The organism is Streptomyces laurentii (genome assembly GCF_040635425.1).
In the GTDB taxonomy this organism is placed as follows: Bacteria; Actinomycetota; Actinomycetes; order Streptomycetales; family Streptomycetaceae; genus Streptomyces; species Streptomyces laurentii.
Genome location: NZ_JBEYHT010000051.1, coordinates 43,535 through 60,737 on the forward strand (window position 1 = coordinate 43,535; position 17,203 = coordinate 60,737).

Consider the following 17,203-nt stretch of genomic DNA (forward strand, 5'->3'; position numbering starts at 1 on the left):
AGACCACGCAGCCCGTTCCGTGACAAGGAGCCCGACATGATCACCCTCGACGGCAAACGAGCCATCGTCACCGGCGGAGCCACCGGCATCGGCCGGGCCACCGCGCGCGTCCTCACCGAACTCGGCGCCCGCGTCGTCATCGCCGACATCGACACCGACGGCGGGCAGCAGACGGCCAAGGACACCGGCGGCGTCTTCGTCCGCTGCGACGTCTCCCGGCGCGAGGACTGCGAGGCCGTGGCCGCCGTCGCACAGGAACAATTCGGCGGCGTCGACGTCCTGTTCAACAACGCCGGCATCATCCGCCGCTCCACCATCTGCGAGATCACCGAGGACGACTGGGACCTGGTGATGGCCGTGAACGTCCGCTCCATCATGCTGATGAGCCGCCTGGTGATACCGGGCATGGCCGCACAGGGCGGCGGCTCGATCATCAACACCGGCTCGGGATGGGGGATTTCGGGCGGCGCCAGCGCCATCTCGTACTGCGCGTCCAAGGGCGCCGTCGTCAACATGACCCGCGCCATGGCCATCGACCACGGCCCCGACAACATCCGCGTCAACTGCGTCTGCCCCGGCGACACCGCCACCGGCATGCTCGCGGAGGAAGCCCGTCAACTCGGGGAGAATCCCGACGCGTTCTACGCCGATGCCGCCGACCGCCCCCTCGGCCGCATCGGACAGCCGAGGGACATCGCACAGACCGTGGCGTTCCTCGCCTCCGACGCCGCGTCGTTCGTGAGCGGTGCGATCATCCCGGTCGACGGCGCCGGTACCGCGTGATGCGCCGGTAGCGGATAATCGACCGGACGAAAGGGGAGGGCCGCCTCACATGCCAATCGAAATCCGCCCACTGCGCGAACAGGTCAAGGAGGAGCTGCTCAAGCGCCTCGGGCGTGGCACGATCGCGACCAGCGAGCCGATCAACGAGGTGCAGCTCGCCGCCGAACTCGGAGTCAGCCGCACCCCGTTGCGCGAAGCGCTGATCACCCTCGAACGCGAGGGCGTCATCACCAGCGAGCGCGGCAAGGGCTTCCGGTTCACGCCCCTGAGCGCCCAGGAATTCCGCGACCTGACCGCGATCGTGGCGGCCCTGGAGGCGCTGGCCCTCGAGTCCAGCGACCCGGAGTACCTGCGGGCGACGGCTCCTTCGCTCATCGAGGAGGCGCGCGCCTTCTCCGCACCCCAGGCACCGCACGACGTCATAGAGCGCTACGACGACGCCTGGCACGACCTGCTCCTGTCGGGCTGTACCAACGACCGTCTGATGAAGCTGATCACGTCGTTGAAGGTGACCATGCACCGCTACGAGCGGGTGGCCCTCGGCGACCAGGACATCCTCGAACGCTCGGCCCTGGAGCACGAACAGATCGCGGAATGCCTGCGGCGTGGCGACATCGACGCGGCGGTGGCGGCGCTCAAGGGCAACTGGAACAGCGGAATGCACCGGATCCTGGAGCACTTCACGGATTAATGCACGGGACCGTTGTCAGTGGGGGATGCAAGACTCGGCCCCATGGAGCCCTATGACCCCAAAGCCGACCTGCACCGCTACCTCAAGATGGCCCGGGAAGCCATCGTCTGGAAGCTGGACGGACTGTCCGAGTACGACATCCGACGCCCCATGACACCGACCGGCACCAACCTCCTCGGCCTCGTCAAGCATCTCGCCAGCGTCGAGTTCGGGTACTTCGGCCCGACCTTCGGCCGCCCGCACGGCGAATCGCTTCCCTGGCACGAGGAGGGAGCCGAGGCCAACTCGGACATGTGGGCCACGGCCGACGAGTCACGCGAGGAGATCCTCGGTCTCTACCACCGTGCCTGGGCGCACTCGGACGCGACGATCGAGGCCCTCCCGCTCGACGCGAAGGGCCAGGTCGCCTGGTGGGGCGACAACGGTCGCGTGACCCTTCAGCGGATCATGCTGCACATGACGGCCGAGACCCACCGGCACGCCGGCCACGTCGACATCGTCCGCGAACTCATCGACGGAAAGACCGGGGTGAGGGAGGACAACAGCAACATGGACGGTGGCGACGAGGCGTGGTACCAGGAGTACTGGAACCGCCTGGAGGCATCGGCCAAGGAGGCCCAGGCCAAGGAGGGTTGAGGTCCGGGGTGCTCGCCGAGGGAAGCCGAGCGCCCGCATGAGGCGCGTACGGCTGCCCGCCGAGCACACTTCCTACGCATACGAACCCTGACCTTCCGCGACCGGAGCCCGGTCGCGGAAGCAGCCCCTGCTCCTCGTCACAGAGACGGAGCAGGGGCTGTTCGTCGTGTTCGACGATACCCACGGGGGATCCCCTCCTCTGGTCGGCTCGGGGGTCACGGCGCCGTGCGGTGCGTGGGGTCGGGGATTCCGTGCTCGGCGAGGGCTTTGCGCAGGGCGGTGTTGTCGTTCTCGAGCTGGTCCATCCGGGTGTGGATCGGGTCGAGGGCCCGGTGGAGTTCCGGGAGGGTGTAGCGGGGGGTGATGTGCTGGGGGCAGTTCCAGTCGAAGGCCTCGACCTTGATGAAGACGAGTCGTTCGACGATGTGCGGGTGGTCGTAGTCGGCCGGGCGTAGCCGCTGGGCGAGGTCGGGGTGGTCGGCGAGCGGCTCGATACGGGCGTGGCCGAGGACCTTCAGCCGGATCCGGTGCGGATAGTCCATGAAGATCATGGCCACGCGGTTGTCACCGTCGAGGTTGCCGTTGGTGATGTATTGGCGGTTCCCGCGGAAGTCGGCGTACGCGAGGGTGCGGTCGTCCAGGGGCTGGAGAAAGCCGGGCGGGCCGCCGCGGTGCTGGACGTAGGGCCAGCCGGCGGTGTTGACGCTGGAGAGGTAGAAGCTGTCGCGCTCGAGGATGAACTCCTGCTCGTCCGGGCCGAGTCGGTCGGGTGCCGGCCCCGCGGCGGTGGCCATGTGCCGATAGGCGCGGCCGCTGCCTGCGGTGTCCTGGTGGTGTTGGACGTCGGCGGTGAAGAGGAGCTGTGCGTAGCGGCTGGTCATGTCTCTGTTACCACCAGTATTGGGGGTAGGTGGGGGTGGTGGGGTCGATTTTGGGGCGGAGGGTGGTGATGAGGGTGAGGGTGAGGGTGGAGAGGGTGAGGGTGGTGAGGAAGGGGAGGGTGGGGGGTTGGGTGGTGAGGGTGATGATGGCGGTGGCGGCGGCGGGGGAGTGGTTGGTGCGGGTGAGGGTCATGGTGGTGAGGGCGAGTGCGCCGGCGAGTGCTGCGGTGTAGGGGGTGGGGGTGCCGGTGAGGGTGAGGGTGGTGTAGCCGGTGAGGGCGGAGATGAGTTGGCCGCCGATGACGTTGCGGGGTTGGGAGAGGGGGAGTTGGGGGGCTCCGTAGAGGAGGGCGGCGGTGGCGGCGAGTGGGGGGATGAGGAGGGGTTGGTGGAGGAGGGTGCCGAGGGTGGCGAGGGTGGTGAGGGCGAGGGTGGCGGTGAGGGTGTTGGTGAGGATGGTGGTGGGTTTGGGGCGGGGTGGGGCTTTGCTGGTGAGGCGTTGGGTGAGGCGTCGGGTGGGGCGTTGGGTGGGGGGTTGGGTGGGGGGTGGTGGGGTGGGTGGGGTGGTGGTGTTGGTCATGGTGTTCCTTGGGGTGGTGTGGGTGGGGGGTTGAGTGGGTGGGGGTCGCGTCGGGGTCGGGGTCGCGTCCGGGGGGTCTTGGTGGTTGCGGGTTGTTGGTGGGGGTGGTGTTCGGGTGTGGGCATGGGGGTGGCAGGTCGGCGTGTTCTCCCCCCCTTTTTTTTGTGGGTGGGGTTGCCGACCTGCCGGGGTGGTGCGTGGGTGGTGTTGTCAGGTGTGGGTTTGTTGGGGGTGGGGGTTAGAAGCGGTTGGTGGCTTTGGTGGCGACTTGGTAGCCGAGGGTGAGGGCGGCGGCGTTGTCCCATTCGAAGTGGACGCCGATGTACTTGCGGCTGTCGGCTTTTTCCTTGGCTGCGGCGGTGAAGGAGGGGAAGGTGCGGGTGATGTTCTGGGCGTAGGGGTCGTCGGTTCCGGCGGTGAAGGAGAGGTCGTCGCGGCCGAAGAAGTTCTTGAGGGCGCCGGCCCAGGCGGCGGCGATGCCGGAGTGGCCGGAGACGTAGGTGGGGAAGTTGGGGCTGAAGCTGTTGCCGGCGGTGTCGGATTCGAGGGGCTGCCAGGCGGGGTCGGGGGTGATGTCCTTGTTGTAGATCTGGTCGGCGTTGTTGATGGCGTGCTGGGGGCGCCACAGGTCCCAGTCGGAGTTGAACTTGGAGTCCCAGATGGCGATGGCCGCGTCGGCGAGGGAGACGGACATCTTGGTGAAGAGCTTGGTGGAGTCGAAGGTGCCGCCGCGGGGGCGGTACTTCTTGTAGATGACCAGGGTGTGGTCGTACTGCTGGCCGACGGGCTTGTAGGTGCCGTCGACGTCGTTGGCCCAGTAGTGGGCCTGCTGGGTCTGGTCGGCGGTGCGCAGGGTGGAGTTCTTGCCTCCGACGGCCTTGATCTCGTTGACCTGGGCGGCGTATTCGGGGCTGGCGAGCATCTGCTGGGGGGTGGTGAAGCCGGCGGGCTTGGCGGGGCGGAATTCGTTGCCGCTGGTCAGGGCGAAGGGCTTGACGCTGCCCCAGTTGGGGTTGCCGACGGGCTTGCCGGGGGCGGGGATCCAGTGTCCGGGGGCGTTGACGGCGACGTAGGGGGTGGTGTCGGTGGAGCCGTCGCCGGTGCGGTTGGCGATGACGGCGTTGGCGGTCTTGATGCCGAGGAGGGCGCCGGTCAGCTGTTCGGCTGTGTTGCCGCGGTCGGGCAGGGCGCGGGCGGCGTTGAACGCGGGGGTGAAGTCGACGCTGGGGAAGGCGTTCTTCAGTGTGGTGTAGGCGGCGTAGTCGACGGCGGCGTCGACGGAGTCGTACTGGCCGGCGGCGGTGGTGTCCTTGGTCAGGTACGTGTTGCCGATGGTCTGGATGGAGTTGACCGCGTCGTAGATGGCGAGGTTCATCATCGCGCCGCCGCGGGTGAGGGGGCCCGGGGTGCCGCCGACCTGGCGGAACGCGTCGAGGATGGCGTTGTTCCAGTACAGGACGCGGTCGGGGGTGGTCGGCGTGTCCGTGTCGAGGGGCCCGGCGACGGCCGGGGTCGCGGTGACGGCGGCGGTGATCAAGGCGAGACCGGCGGTGGCCTTGGCGAGGCGGCGGCTCGGACGTATGGAGAGCATCTGGGTCCTTTTGGTGTGTCTGTCGGCAGGTCGTCACCTGTTCCCGGTGAGGTGTGCGGCACGCGGGAGGGAGGTGGTGGAGCGGGAGACGCTGGGCGCGGCGTTGCTGTTCCGGTATTGAAGGTAGGCCGCGGGCAGGGCGTGTTCTGTTGATGTCTCAGATGGCTGTCATGGCGTTTGCCGATATCTGCTCGTCAGACCACCTCTAACGGCAACCAAGCATGATCCCGTTAGACCCGTTCGAGTCACCCCAACCCGCCTGCCGAGGCCGAGGGCTGAGGGCTCGGGGGTGAGGGAGCCGGCCGGAGCGGTGGCCGTTCACCCGGCACGGACCAGCGCGGACCGGCGCGACGGCGGGCCGGGGGCTGGTGGCTGTTCAGGGGGCGGTGGCCGGGCAGCGGCTTTCCTTGGTCTGCGGTCTGCGGTCTGCGGTTGCCGTTCGGCCTGTGGAGCTGCCGGACGGCCCGTCGTCTGCCCGGTCGGCCGTCCGGGGGAGAGGGTGCGCTGGGGGAGTCGTACGGAGTCGGTGGGCGGTCGCCTGGTGGGCTGCCTGACAGGTGGGTGTCCGGCCGGGCGGGAGCAGGGCAGGGGGCTGGTTTGCTGTCCGGGGGCATGGAGTGGTCGGGCGCCCGCCGGCCGGGCCGTCGGTGTTGCCGGCGCGGTCGAAGCCGCCATCGTGGTCATCGCCGGGGCCGGTGGTCGCTGGCCTTGGGCCGGTCGTGCACCGCGCCCTGCCGGGCCCGTCTCCTGCCCTTGCGGACCTGGCTCTGCCTGGCCGGTCCCTGGTCTCTCTGGTCGTGTGGTCGTCTTGAGGCACTGAGTGCGGTGGACGACGGGTGTCGGGGTGTCGGCGACACGTCCGGGTCCGGCCTGCCCGGCCCGGCCTGGGGTGACGGGGGGTGTTTTGGTGGGGGTGTTGTCCCGGTGGGCGGTTCCAGGGGTGGGGTCTGGTGGTTGTCCTGGCCGGTGTGGGTGGCTGGGGCGGTGTCGTGTGGGGGGTGTCGGACCCGGGGGGCGGGCGGGGGTCCGGGCTGGTGGGTGGCCGGGCTGTTGCCGGTGCGGGGCGGTGGCGCAGGCGCGCGCACGGGCCGGGTGGCAGATGCCTGCGGGGGGTGTGGGGTTGGCCGGGGTTGTCGGGCCGGCCGTGCGGTGCTGTCCGCCGGTTTGGTTTGCCGGTGCCGGGCGGGGTTCGTCGGTGGCGGGGCCGGGTGGGGAGCGGGTGTTCCCGGCTGCCCGCCGTCGTCACCGCCGGCTGCCGGCCGCCTGTCCGTCCGTGGCTCGCCGCCTGCCGCCGGTCGTCTTTGGGCTTGTTGGCTGTCGGCCCCTCGGCCTGTTTGCCCGTCGCCCGTCGGCTCGTCGGTCCGGTGCCTGTTGGCCTGTTGGTCTGTTGGCCTGTGGCTCGTCGGTCTGGTGCCTGTTGGCCTGTGGTCCGTCGGTCTGGCGCTTGTTGGTCTTCCGGCCTCTGGGCTGTCGGCTCGTTGCCGGTCGGCTTGGTGGTGGTGTCCCCGTTGGGTGTTGGTTGGTGGTGCGGGTGTTGTGGCTGGTGGTGGGGGTTAGGGCCTTTCTTTTGGATCTTGCTGGGCTCGCGTGCCCCGGCACGCGCTCCCCCGTAGCCCTTCGGGCACGGGAGGTACCCCCACGCCGCGTTGTCGTCGGTCGCCAACTCCCCCGTAGCCCTTCGGGCACGGGAGGTGCCCCCACCGCGTTGTCTCCCTCCTCCGCCTTGCGATCACCCGCACCGGACCCCGCTCCCTGATCCAGCCTGACCCAAAAGAAAGGCCCTAGTCGGTGGGGCGGTGGCGGTGGTAGTGGCGGGCGGCGCGGGCGCGGTTGCCGCAGCCGGGGGAGCACCAGGCGCGGCGGGGTGGGGTGCGTTCGAAGAAGAGGACGCAGCCGGGGGCGGGGCAGGAGGCGAGGGGGTTGTCGGGGGTGGTGAGGAGGGTGACGACGGCGTGGGCGAGTTCGGCTTGGGCTTCGAGGAGGGGGCCTTGGGCGCCCATGCGGGCGATGGCGGGGGTGGTGTCGGGGTTCCACAGGAGGATGGGCCAGGAGCGGCCGAGGCCGCCGGCGCGGTTGAGCTGGGCGACGTCGCGGCTGTCGGGTTCCCAGCCTTGGACGCGGGCGTCGATCAGGCGGCGGGAGGCGTCGCGTAGTTCGCGGAAGTGGACGACGTCGGCTTCGTTGACGTTGGCGAGGGCGGTGTCGGTGAGGTCGGTGGTGAAGCGGTCGCGGCAGGTCCACAGCCACCAGGCGAGGTGGTCGGGGCGGCCCAGGCCGTCGCGCAGGGAGCCGCGGACGGCGTAGTGGGTGTTGGCGAATTCCAGGGCGAGGGGTTCGCCGAGCAGGGGCGGGGCTTCGGTGGCGGCGTGGGGACAGGTGAGGGTGTGGGGGGTCATCGGCGTCCTTCGGGGGGAAGCGGGTTCACGGGCCGACTTGCCGAGGGGGGCAACGGCATGCAACGATCGCATACCTAACGGGGGTATCCGCAGAGGTGCGTTAGAAGCATCGCTGTAGCGGCAGGGTACGACGTGACGGCGCTCCAACGCGAGTACGAGTGAGGCGCCGGCGCGACCCGGAGGAGCGTTCTCGCAGGACAGTAGGCGAATTCGCGCCACCGTGTTCGAGCGTCACGTGACAGCGCGGGTGTGTGATTTCGCCGAGGCCAGATCTCTCACTCTTGGGGACAGCAATGGTTTTGGACCTTTCCATCCATCAGTTGCGCACCTTTCGCGAAGTCGCACGCCAGGGGAGCGTCACCAGGGCGGCACGTAATCTCGGATACGCCCAGTCCAGTATCACCGGGCATATCAAGTCCCTGGAGACGAAGCTCGGTTATCCGCTGTTGAAAAGACTTCCGCACGGGGTGCGGCTGACGCAGCACGGTGAGATCGTGCGGGATTACGCGGAACGCATCATGCTGACCATTCAGGAGATGAACGGGGCGTTGCAGCCGCAGGGCGAGGCCGAGGGCCGTGTCGCGGTCGGCGCGGACCCGGTGCTCATGGAACAGCGTTTGGGCCGGCTGATCAGGGAGGCCCGTTACCGCTATCCGAAGGTGACCGTCTCGCCGCGGCAGGTCAGTGTCCATGACGCGGCCGAGTCGGTGACGCGCGGGGAGACGCAGCTGGCCGTGGTGGCGTTCGAGGACGGCACGGGCGTGTTTCCCGACGGCCTGGTCGCCGAGAAACTGCCCCCCCTGACGCTGGCGCCGGTCGCTTCTCCCACGCTGGCCGCGACGCCGGTGACCGACAGCGCGCGCCCGCTGCGGGTGCTGACCGTCAGCGCGGACTGCACCTGTCATCTGCCGCTGGTCGCGGCCCTGCGCAGCCGTTACGGCGTCGACGTCTCGGTGATCGAGGCCGGTTCGGTCGGCGGTGTGCGGGAACTGGCCCGCGCCGGCTACGGCCTGGCCATGCTCCCGGCGCCCGACGACTCGCTGGCCGCCCAGGGCCTGCAGGTCGTCCCCGGTATGCCGCACGCCGAACTCGACGTCCGCCTGGTCTACTCCCGCCCCGACCACCTGGGCCGCGCGGCCCGCTCGATCGCCGAGCTGATCCGCCGCATGCCCCAGCCCGCCACCACCGCCGGCGTGCCCGGCGGCGCGGCCCTGGGCGACATGCTCGTCTCCTGAAACCGAAAACCGCGAAAAACACTTCCGACCGGCACGGCCCGTACCCCGGGAATTCACGAAACATTTCGTGAATTCCCGGGGGTGGCCGTGCCGTTCGTGCTGTCCGGAATCACATTTTCCGAAAGCCCATCGGATACCCGGATACCAGCCATCGGAAACATTCGGATGGAACACTTTTCCGAACCTTAGACTTTTCATGTGACAGGGCATCACGTCCCGTCCCGGAAAGCACGCGAGGGAGAACATGGAAAACGTCCTCTACGTACAGAACGTGTTCCGCAGCGGATTCGACCTGGACGGCCTGGAATGGACCGCCTGGCAGGAACCGGGCCGGGTGAGCGTCGAACACGCCGTCCTGTGGGCGCCCGACGCCGAGAAGGACGAGGACTCCATCGGCCTGCTGCTGCGCTTCCCGCCCGGCGCCCACGGCGACTTCCACGAGCACCTCGGCTACGAGCTCATGCTCGTCCTCGACGGCGTCCTCGACCACAGCGACGGCCCCTCCTACGTCAAGGGCGACCTCGTCGTCGAAGGCCCGGGCACCGAGCACCAGATGTCCAGCCGCACCGGCTGCACCGTGCTCGCCATCCGCACCCACCCCGCCCAGGCCCGCACCCCCGCCAAGCCCATCCGCCCCGTCGGCGTCACCGCCGCCCCCTGACCCGGCCGGCAGGGCGGCACCTGCCGGCCGGGAACCCGCCGCCAGGACAGCACTCCTGTCAGGGCAGCACCCGCCGGCACTCGGCTACCGGCCACCGGCCACCGGCTACCGGCCACCGGCCGTCACGCCCGGCCCCACCGGGTGGATGCCTTCCGGCACTCGGCTCCCGGCTCCCGGCTCCCGGCTCGGAAACGGGGTCCCGGACACCGCCTTGGACCGCAACTCCCGAAGCCGCCGGGCTCGGGCACGTGGCCCCAAGGGTTCCTGGGGCTTTTCGGGGACACGTCGTCCCGGTCACGTCGCCCGGCACCCAAGAGGCCCCGTCCTCCAGGGAGTCGGTGGCCGGATACACGATCCTGGGACGCCACCGCCTGGCCGTCCGGTACGCGGCCGGCCGTCGGGTGCGGCACCGGTGCGCCGCCGGTCTCGAACCCTTCGGGCAGATGGAAGGGGGCGACATGTCACCTGGTTTCTTGGTCACCTGGTTTCTCGGTCATCGGCCCCTCGGGCCGGCGGTCCTTCAAAGGGAGCGCGCCTGCCGGACCTTTTCCGGCGTCGCGGACACGCACTCTCCAGGAAGACCGCTCCAGGCCCGGCGAAGACCGCGGTCGCGTGGCCTTCCAAGGAGATGTGCCTGCCCGGGTGCGCGGTCCTCGGAGTGTGTCCTCCGGCCCTCGGGCCGGCGGTCCTCCGACCACCTCTTTGCCCGGTTCTTGGGGAGTCGGGGACACGCATCCCGGGGCAGGCTCCCGGCCTGGTCCGCGGTGACCGGTCTCCCACAGGCGTCCGGCCGTGCCGGCAGCCGGTGTGTGGTTCTCGGGTACGCCACCCGGCCGTCGGTCGTTGGCCGCGTGGCCGTCGGGAACTTCCTCTGGGGAGCGGGGTCCTGGTGTTCCCGGGGTGTGTGCTGTCCGGTCCGCCGGCCTCCTGGGGCCGGCCGGGCTCCCCGCAGCCTGTGCGTTGGTCGCCTGTTTTGTGAACTCCGGTTCACGGCCTGGGATTTGTTTCTCTCGGGCCCAGGTGCAGGTCTTTCGGTCCGGTCCTGTCTCCGGGCGGGGCTTTCCGGGTGGTGCTTCGGTCCGTTCGTCCTGGTGGGTCTGTTGCCCGGCCCGTCTGTCCGCCGGGGTGGGCGCGCTGCCCGGCCTTGTCCGTCCTGTCCGCCTGCGGTGGCAGGTGCGTTTCCCGGCCCGCCCGTCCGCCCGCCGTTCGTCCTCCGCCCGTCCGCCCGACTGCCTGCCTGTCTGCTGCTTGTTTTCGTCTTCCTCCCTCCCTCGTTCCCGGTCGTCTCGCCGGCCGATGCCACGGAAAGAACATGCCCATGTCTGTGCCCGCGTCCAGTCACGATGCCGCCCCGACGGCTTTTTCGGGTCGGCGTGTCCTGGTCTCCAGCGTCTCTTCCGATTCCCACACCTGGAACCTGGTCTTCCTCCAGCTCCTTCTCGAGGACCTCGGCCACGAGGTCACCAACATCGGCGCGTGTGTGCCTGACGAGTTGCTGATCGCCGAGTGCCGGCGTCACCGCCCGGACATGATGGTCATCTCCAGTGTCAACGGACACGGTGCGCTCGACGGCAGCCGTCTGATCCGCCGGCTGCGCCAGGAGCCCGATCTGAGTGATCTCAAGGTCGTCATCGGCGGCAAGCTCGGTATCCGCGGTGCCGACGGGGACTCCCACAGCCAGAACCTGCTGGAGGCCGGCTTCGACGCGGTCTTCGAGGACGCCGCGGGGATCGCTCCCTTCCGCCGCTACCTCGCGGCTGCGACGCCCGCGCTCGAGGGAGCGGCACGATGACCGCCCCGACCCCCACCCCCCGTACCGCAGCAGCTGCCGAAACCTCCGGGCCCCCCGGTGCCTCCAGCACTTCCAGTGCCTCCGGGCCCCCCGGTGGTTCCGGTGTCTCCACCACTCCCGCCACGTTCACGGCCTCCACCGCTTCCAGTGCTTCCGCAGCTCCCTGCGCCTGCCATGGCGGTGTGGTGGGTTCGGGGCAGTACGAGCTCGGGGTGTTCGCGTCGGCTGTGGCCAGGGCACGTGCCGAGGGTGAGCTTGTCGTGCAGCCGCGGATGGGGATGGCGACGACCACGGAGATGGCGCTGGGTCTGGAAGCGGTCAAGCACGCCCGGGCGAGGGTGGTGGGCACCATCACCCTCGACAGCTACACCCGGGTCGGTGACCACGATTCGGCCCGGTCGGCGCTGGCGGCGGGCGCGGACCTCAACGGATATCCGCTCGTGGCCCACGGCCCCGATGTCACCCGTGCGCTGGTCGGCCGGGTCGCGCAGGGCGGTGACTTCGCGGTGCAGATCCGGCATGGCTCGGCCAAGCCGTACGACATCATCGCCACGCTCCTGGACGCCGGTCTCGACGCGACCGAGGGCGGGCCGATCTCCTACTGCCTGCCCTACAGCCGTACGCCGATCGCGGAGTCCGTCGATGCCTGGGCCCGTAGCTGTGATCTGCTGGCTTCCCGTCCGGGGACGCATCTGGAGTCGTTCGGCGGCTGCATGCTCGGCCAGTTGTGCCCGCCCGGTCTCCTGGTGGCCCTGTCCGTCCTGGAGTGCATCTTCTTCCGCCGTCACGGTCTGACCAGTGTGTCGCTGAGTTACGCCCAGCAGACCAGCCGCGCGCAGGACGTCGAGGCGCTGCACGCGCTGCGTACGCTGGCCGCCGAGCATCTCGACGGCATCGACTGGCACGTCGTCCTCTACAGCTACATGGGTGTCTTCCCCCGCACGGTGGGCGGCGCGCTCGAACTGCTGCGGGACTCGGCCCGCCTGGCGGCGCTGACGGGGACCGAGCGGATGATCGTGAAGACTCCGGCCGAGGCCCACCGCATCCCGACCATCGCGGACAACATCACCGCGCTGGAGGAGGCCGCCCGCGCCGCCCGCGAGGCCACCGCCACAGGCGGGCCGGCGCAGCAGCGGGTCGGTGCGGCGGTCGAGGAGGAGTTCGGGGTGCTGGCCGAGGCCCGCACGCTCGTGGAGGCGGTTCTCGGACTGCACCCGGACATCGGGCAGGCACTGATCCTGGCATTCGAGCGCGGCATCCTCGACGTCCCGTACTGCCTGCACGCCGACAACGCGCAAAGCGCCCGCAGTTTCATCGACGCCCGCGGCAGCCTGCAGTGGCTGCGGGCCGGGGCCATGCCCGTCACCACCACCCGCCCGGCCGGCGAGACCGGCCTGCGCGCCGAGGACCTGCTGCGGATGCTCGGCCACGTCCAGGACCACTACGACCGCGCCGCCCTCACCACCACCGGCCCCACCGCCCTGCCCACCCACTGACCCCCCACCCGGCCTCACCCGCCTGTTCCGACCGCCTGCCGGTACGACCCGCCCGCCACGCATCGTGTGAACGACCCGCCCGGCCCGCCCGGTCCGCGCCCGTCTTCGGCGCCTGCCGGTGTGCTGCTCCACCCCACCGGCCCCGCCACCCACCACACACGTAGCCCCACCCGCAGCGCTGCCAGGTCCACAACCCTCCACCCTCGCAGCCCTGTACAGACCGCAGTCCCGAAGCCCGAAGTCCGCAGTCCCGCAGTCCCGAAGCTGTGTAGTTCCGCGGTCTTGCGGTGCTTGTGGTTGTTCTCGCGTCTGTTGTCCGTTTCCGGTCCGCCCGCCGCCGCCGGCCGGCCGCCTGTCCGTCCGCCCTGCTTGCCCGACACCCTTAGGGAATCGCCGTGCTCACCAGCCTCAACCGCCCTTTGCACCTCGCCGTGATCGGCAGCGGCCCGCGTGGCCTGTCGGTTCTCGAGCGCCTCGTCTGCCGGCTGACCGCCGAGTACGACCAGGCCGCCGGACACGGCGGACCCGCGCCCCGGCCGGTCGTCGTCCATCTCGTCGACAACACCGAGATCGGCGCGGGCCGGGTCTGGCGTACGGATCAGGATCCGTGGTTCACGATGAACACCGTCGCCAGCCAGATCACCATGTACTCCGGCGACAGTGATACCGGCCCGGCCCGCCCCGGCGCCGGCCCCTCGCTGCACCAGTGGCTGACCGCCCACACGCCCGCGGGCCAGGAGCCGGCCGGCCCCAACGACTACGCCACCCGCGCCGAGTACGGCCGCTACCTCGCCGACGTCTACCGCTCGATCGTCCGCGCGCTGCCCCCGCACGCCGCCCTGGAGGCGCATGTCGCCGGTGTCACCGCCCTGTCCCCGCGCCCGGACGGCACCTGGGACCTCGCCCTGGATACGGCCCCGCACCGGCTGAGCGCCGAGCGGGTCATCCTGGCCACCGGCCACCCGCGCAACGAGGCCGACACCTTCGACGCGGCCATGGAGTCCTTCGCCGCCGGCCACCAGGCGCACTACCTGCGCGGTGACTCGGCCGCCGACATGCCGCTGGACGAGACGACCATCCCCGCCGGCAGCACCGTCGCCATCCGCGGGCTGGGCCTGTCGTTCTACGACGTCATGCTCTCGTTGACCATCGGACGCGGCGGCGAGTTCAAGGCCGCCGACGACGGCACCTACGCCTACATTCCCTCGGGCCGTGAGCCGCGGATCGTGGCCGGCTCCCGCAGCGGTCTGCCCATTCCGGCCCGCGGCCGCAACCAGAAGTCCGCCCACCACAGCCACCAGCCGAAGTTCCTCACCCGCGCCGCGCTCACCGCCGCCCGTACGGCCCGCGCCGCCCAGGCCGGCAGCGCCCAGCTGGACTTCGCCGAGGACGTCCTGCCGCTCCTGCTGGACGAGATCGCCTACGTCTACTACACGACCGCCCACCGCACCCGCACCGAAGCCGCCGAAGCCGCCGAAGCCGCCGAAAACACCACCACCGGCACCACCGGCACCGTCACCGGCACCAGTGCGGGTGTGGGGGTCCACGAGCGGTTCGCCCGCGAGCTGGCGGACCATCTGCACCGGGGCCGTGACCTGAGCGTCCTGCTGGACGGCGCGGGCCTGGGGGACGTTGCGCCGGTGGATCTCAAGGCGCTGGCCCGGCCGTTCGCCGGGATGCGGTTCGACAGCGCCGGGGCGTTCCGCGAGCACCTGCTGACGGTCATGCGCGAGGACCTCGACCAGGCCCGGCTCGGCAACGCCGACGGCCCGCTCAAGGCCGCCCTCGACGTCCTGCGCGACATACGCAACGTCGTGCGCGACGCCGTCGACTTCGGCGGCCTGCTGCCCGCCTCCCACGTGCGGGACTTCGACCGCGACTACCTGCCGATGAACGCCCTGCTGTCGGCCGGCCCGCCGCTCGAGCGCGTCGAGCAGCTGTACGCGCTGATCGCCCAGGGCATCGTCGACGTCACCGGCCCGCTCACCCGGTTCGCCACCGACGAGACCACCGGCACCTTCACCGTCGCCTCCGCACAGGTCCCCGGATCCTTCGCCCGGGCCACCGCCCTGATCGACGCCCGCATCCCCACCCCCGACCTGGCCCGCGACACCTCACCCCTGATCCGCCGCCTGCGCGCCGACGGCCTGGTGCGCACCTTCACCATCCAGGGCCCCGACGGCGCGCACGCCACCGGCGGTCTCGACATCACCCCGGCGCCCTTCCGGGTCCTGGACGCCTCCGGCCGCCCCCACGAGGGCCTGTTCGCCCTCGGCATCCCCACCGAGCACACCCGCTGGTTCACCCAGGTCGGCTCCAGCCGCCCGGGCACCGGCCGGACCCTGTTCTACCGCGACGCCGACACGATCGCCGAAGCCCTCCTCGCCCCCACCACCACCGCCGTGACCGCGGACGCGGACACCGCCCCGGCCGGCACCGCTACAGGCGCGGGCCGTCCGCTCGCCGCCGCCGGCACCGCCCGGAGCACCTCATGACCACCCCCGCACCCGCACCCGGCCCCACCCCCGCACCCGGCCCCGCATCCACGCCCGCCTCCCTTCCCGTGCCGGGCGTGGGGGAGTCGCCGTACGAGGTGTTCCGCGCCGCCCGCGACACGCTCCTGACCCACCGCGAGGACCTGGACGCCGCCCACGAGGCATTCCGCTGGCCGAAGTTCACCCACTTCAACTGGGCACTGGACTGGTTCGACGAGATCGCCCGCTCCCCGGCCACCGCCCCGCGCCCCGCCCTGCGCCTGGTCGGCCCGGCCGGCCCCGACACCGACGAGAGCGTCACCTACGGGCGGCTCGCCGCCCGCAGCGACCAGGTCGCTTCCTGGCTGCGCGCCCTGGGCGTGGAGCGCGGCGACGCGGTCCTGCTCGCGCTCGGCAACCGGGCCGCGGTGTGGGAGACGACGCTGGCCGCGATCAAACTCGGCGCGGTCGTCATCCCCACGTACACCACCGCCACCCCCGCCGAACTCGCCGACCGCATGACCCGCGGCAAGGTCCGCCACGTCATCGCCGAGGCGGCCGTCACCGGCCGCTTCCCGGCCACGGGCGCGTTCACCCGGATCAGCGTCGGCGCCCCCACGGCCGGCTGGACCGACTACGCCGCCTCCCACACCGCACCCGAAGGATTCACCCCCGCCGCGCCCACCGCCGCCGACGCCCCGCTCTTCCGTTACTTCACCTCCGGCACCACCTCCGCGCCGAAGATGGTCGAGCACACCCACACCAGCTATCCCGTCGGTCATCTCACCGGCATGTACTGGAACGGCGTCACCCCGGGCGATCTCCACCTGAACATCTCGCTGCCGGGCTGGGCCAAGCACGCCTGGAGCAGCTTCTTCGTCCCCTTCAACGCCGAGGCCACCGTCCTGGCCCTGCCCGCCGAGGACGCCGCCCCCCAGCGCGTCCTGGACGTCCTGACCTCCCGCGCGCCCACCACCTTCTGCGCGCCGCCGACGGTGTGGCGGGCGCTGGTGGCCCAGGGGCTCGGGCCGCGTCCGCCGCGGCTGCGGGAAGCGGCGTCGGCCGGCGAGCCGCTGGAACAGCCGCTGATCGAGGCCGTACGCGACGCGTGGGGCATCGAGCTGCGCGACGGGTTCGGGCAGACCGAGACCACCGCGCAGGCCGGCACCACACCGGGGCAGCGGGCGGTGGCCGGGCGGATCGGGCGGGCGCTGCCCGGCTACCGGCTGGTGCTGGTGGATCCCGAGACTCACCGGCCGGTGCCCGCCGGCCACCCCGGCGAGCTGTGCGTCGACCTGACGGACCGTCCGGCCGGCCTGATGGCCGGCTACACCGGGGACGCCGAACGCACCGCCCGCGCCTTCGCCTCCGGCCTCTACCACACCGGTGATCTCGCGGTCGGCGACGAGCACGGGCATGTGAGCTATCTGAGCCGGGCGGACGACATGTTCAAGTCGTTCGACCACCGCATCTCCCCGCTCGAACTCGAACAGGTCCTGCTGGCACAGCCGCAGGTCGCCGACGCGGCGGTCGTTCCCGTGCCCGACCCGGTGGGACTGTGGAAGGCCAAGGCCTACCTCGTGCCCGCCGAGGGCTGGGAGCCCGACGCGCGGACCGCGGCCCTGGTCTTCAAGGCCGTGGCGCGCGACCTGCCGCCGGAAAAGCAGGTACGGGTCGTGGAGTTCACCGGCCCGCTGCCGCGTACGGCGTCGGGCAAGGTCCGCCGGGCGGCACTGCGGGAACGCGAGCCCGGCAGCGAGTACGTCCCCGGAGACTGACCTGGCTCCGCCCCCGACTTCGCCCCCGACCCCACGGCCCGGGCGGCCCCCGCGGCCTGCCCGGGCCGGGGCCGGGCCGGGGCACCCCGTACGCCTCCCGCCGCACGTTGCCGCGCTGTCGCGCCGGCGCGCGGATGTCACGGGCGGGGTGCGGGGCGCGAGGGGATACAGGGCAGCGGCGGTGGCCGCCGGCCCCCTTTCGATTGGGG

Annotated in this window: 13 protein-coding genes; 9 read left to right on the plus strand and 4 right to left on the minus strand. The window is 71.1% G+C overall.

The features are described from left to right. Window positions 1-36 precede the first annotated feature (36 nt). The 3 genes from ABZ693_RS26860 to ABZ693_RS26870 are packed head-to-tail and all read left to right on the plus strand — an operon-like array spanning window position 37 to window position 2,110. Window positions 37-783: an SDR family NAD(P)-dependent oxidoreductase gene (locus tag ABZ693_RS26860; RefSeq protein ID WP_359882163.1), complete on the plus strand. Its 747-nt coding sequence runs from the start codon at window positions 37-39 to the stop codon at window positions 781-783. Between the two features lie 49 nt (window positions 784-832). Beyond that, window positions 833-1,474 (plus strand): GntR family transcriptional regulator, encoded by a 642-nt coding sequence (locus tag ABZ693_RS26865; RefSeq protein ID WP_359882165.1) that lies wholly within the window; start codon window positions 833-835, stop codon window positions 1,472-1,474. A gap of 42 nt (window positions 1,475-1,516) precedes the next feature. Beyond that, window positions 1,517-2,110: a DinB family protein gene (locus tag ABZ693_RS26870; RefSeq protein ID WP_359882168.1), complete on the plus strand. Its 594-nt coding sequence runs from the start codon at window positions 1,517-1,519 to the stop codon at window positions 2,108-2,110. 215 nt (window positions 2,111-2,325) lie between these two features. Here the strand turns inward: ABZ693_RS26870 and ABZ693_RS26875 are convergent, their stop codons facing one another. From ABZ693_RS26875 to ABZ693_RS26890, 4 genes are all read right to left on the minus strand, one after another. Beyond that, a complete protein-coding gene (locus tag ABZ693_RS26875) occupies window positions 2,326-2,991 on the minus strand; it encodes a pyridoxamine 5'-phosphate oxidase family protein (protein ID WP_359882170.1) in 666 nt (221 codons plus the stop codon). A gap of 7 nt (window positions 2,992-2,998) precedes the next feature. Beyond that, a complete protein-coding gene (locus tag ABZ693_RS26880) occupies window positions 2,999-3,571 on the minus strand; it encodes an HPP family protein (RefSeq protein ID WP_359882171.1) in 573 nt (190 codons plus the stop codon). A gap of 238 nt (window positions 3,572-3,809) precedes the next feature. Continuing rightward, window positions 3,810-5,162, minus strand: coding sequence for a vanadium-dependent haloperoxidase (locus ABZ693_RS26885; RefSeq protein WP_359882174.1), 1,353 nt, complete (start codon window positions 5,160-5,162; stop codon window positions 3,810-3,812). A gap of 1,781 nt (window positions 5,163-6,943) precedes the next feature. Beyond that, window positions 6,944-7,558 carry a CGNR zinc finger domain-containing protein gene (locus ABZ693_RS26890; protein WP_359882177.1) on the minus strand — a complete coding sequence of 205 codons (615 nt, stop codon included), beginning with the start codon at window positions 7,556-7,558 and terminating at the stop codon, window positions 6,944-6,946. A 299-nt stretch (window positions 7,559-7,857) separates the two neighbouring features. On the opposite strand from ABZ693_RS26890, the gene ABZ693_RS26895 reads away from it, so the two are divergent. From ABZ693_RS26895 to ABZ693_RS26920, 6 genes are all read left to right on the plus strand, one after another. Then, complete coding sequence (locus ABZ693_RS26895) at window positions 7,858-8,793, plus strand: LysR family transcriptional regulator (RefSeq protein ID WP_359882179.1); 936 nt, start codon at window positions 7,858-7,860, stop codon at window positions 8,791-8,793. Between the two features lie 244 nt (window positions 8,794-9,037). Then, the gene (locus ABZ693_RS26900; protein ID WP_359882182.1) at window positions 9,038-9,454 is read left to right on the plus strand and encodes a cupin domain-containing protein; all 417 of its coding nucleotides are present in this window, start codon (window positions 9,038-9,040) and stop codon (window positions 9,452-9,454) included. Window positions 9,455-10,766: 1,312 nt separating this feature from the next. Then, complete coding sequence (locus ABZ693_RS26905) at window positions 10,767-11,246, plus strand: cobalamin B12-binding domain-containing protein (RefSeq protein ID WP_435842552.1); 480 nt, start codon at window positions 10,767-10,769, stop codon at window positions 11,244-11,246. Beyond that, window positions 11,243-12,742, plus strand: a complete 1,500-nt coding sequence (locus ABZ693_RS26910) for a methylaspartate mutase (RefSeq protein WP_435842553.1) — start codon at window positions 11,243-11,245, stop codon at window positions 12,740-12,742. The genes ABZ693_RS26905 and ABZ693_RS26910 overlap by 4 nt, the downstream gene beginning before the upstream one ends. 395 nt (window positions 12,743-13,137) lie before the next feature. After that, window positions 13,138-15,237, plus strand: coding sequence for an FAD/NAD(P)-binding protein (locus ABZ693_RS26915; RefSeq protein WP_359882185.1), 2,100 nt, complete (start codon window positions 13,138-13,140; stop codon window positions 15,235-15,237). Beyond that, the gene (locus ABZ693_RS26920; RefSeq protein WP_359882187.1) at window positions 15,234-16,994 is read left to right on the plus strand and encodes an AMP-binding protein; all 1,761 of its coding nucleotides are present in this window, start codon (window positions 15,234-15,236) and stop codon (window positions 16,992-16,994) included. The genes ABZ693_RS26915 and ABZ693_RS26920 overlap by 4 nt, the downstream gene beginning before the upstream one ends. Window positions 16,995-17,203: the final 209 nt, after the last annotated feature.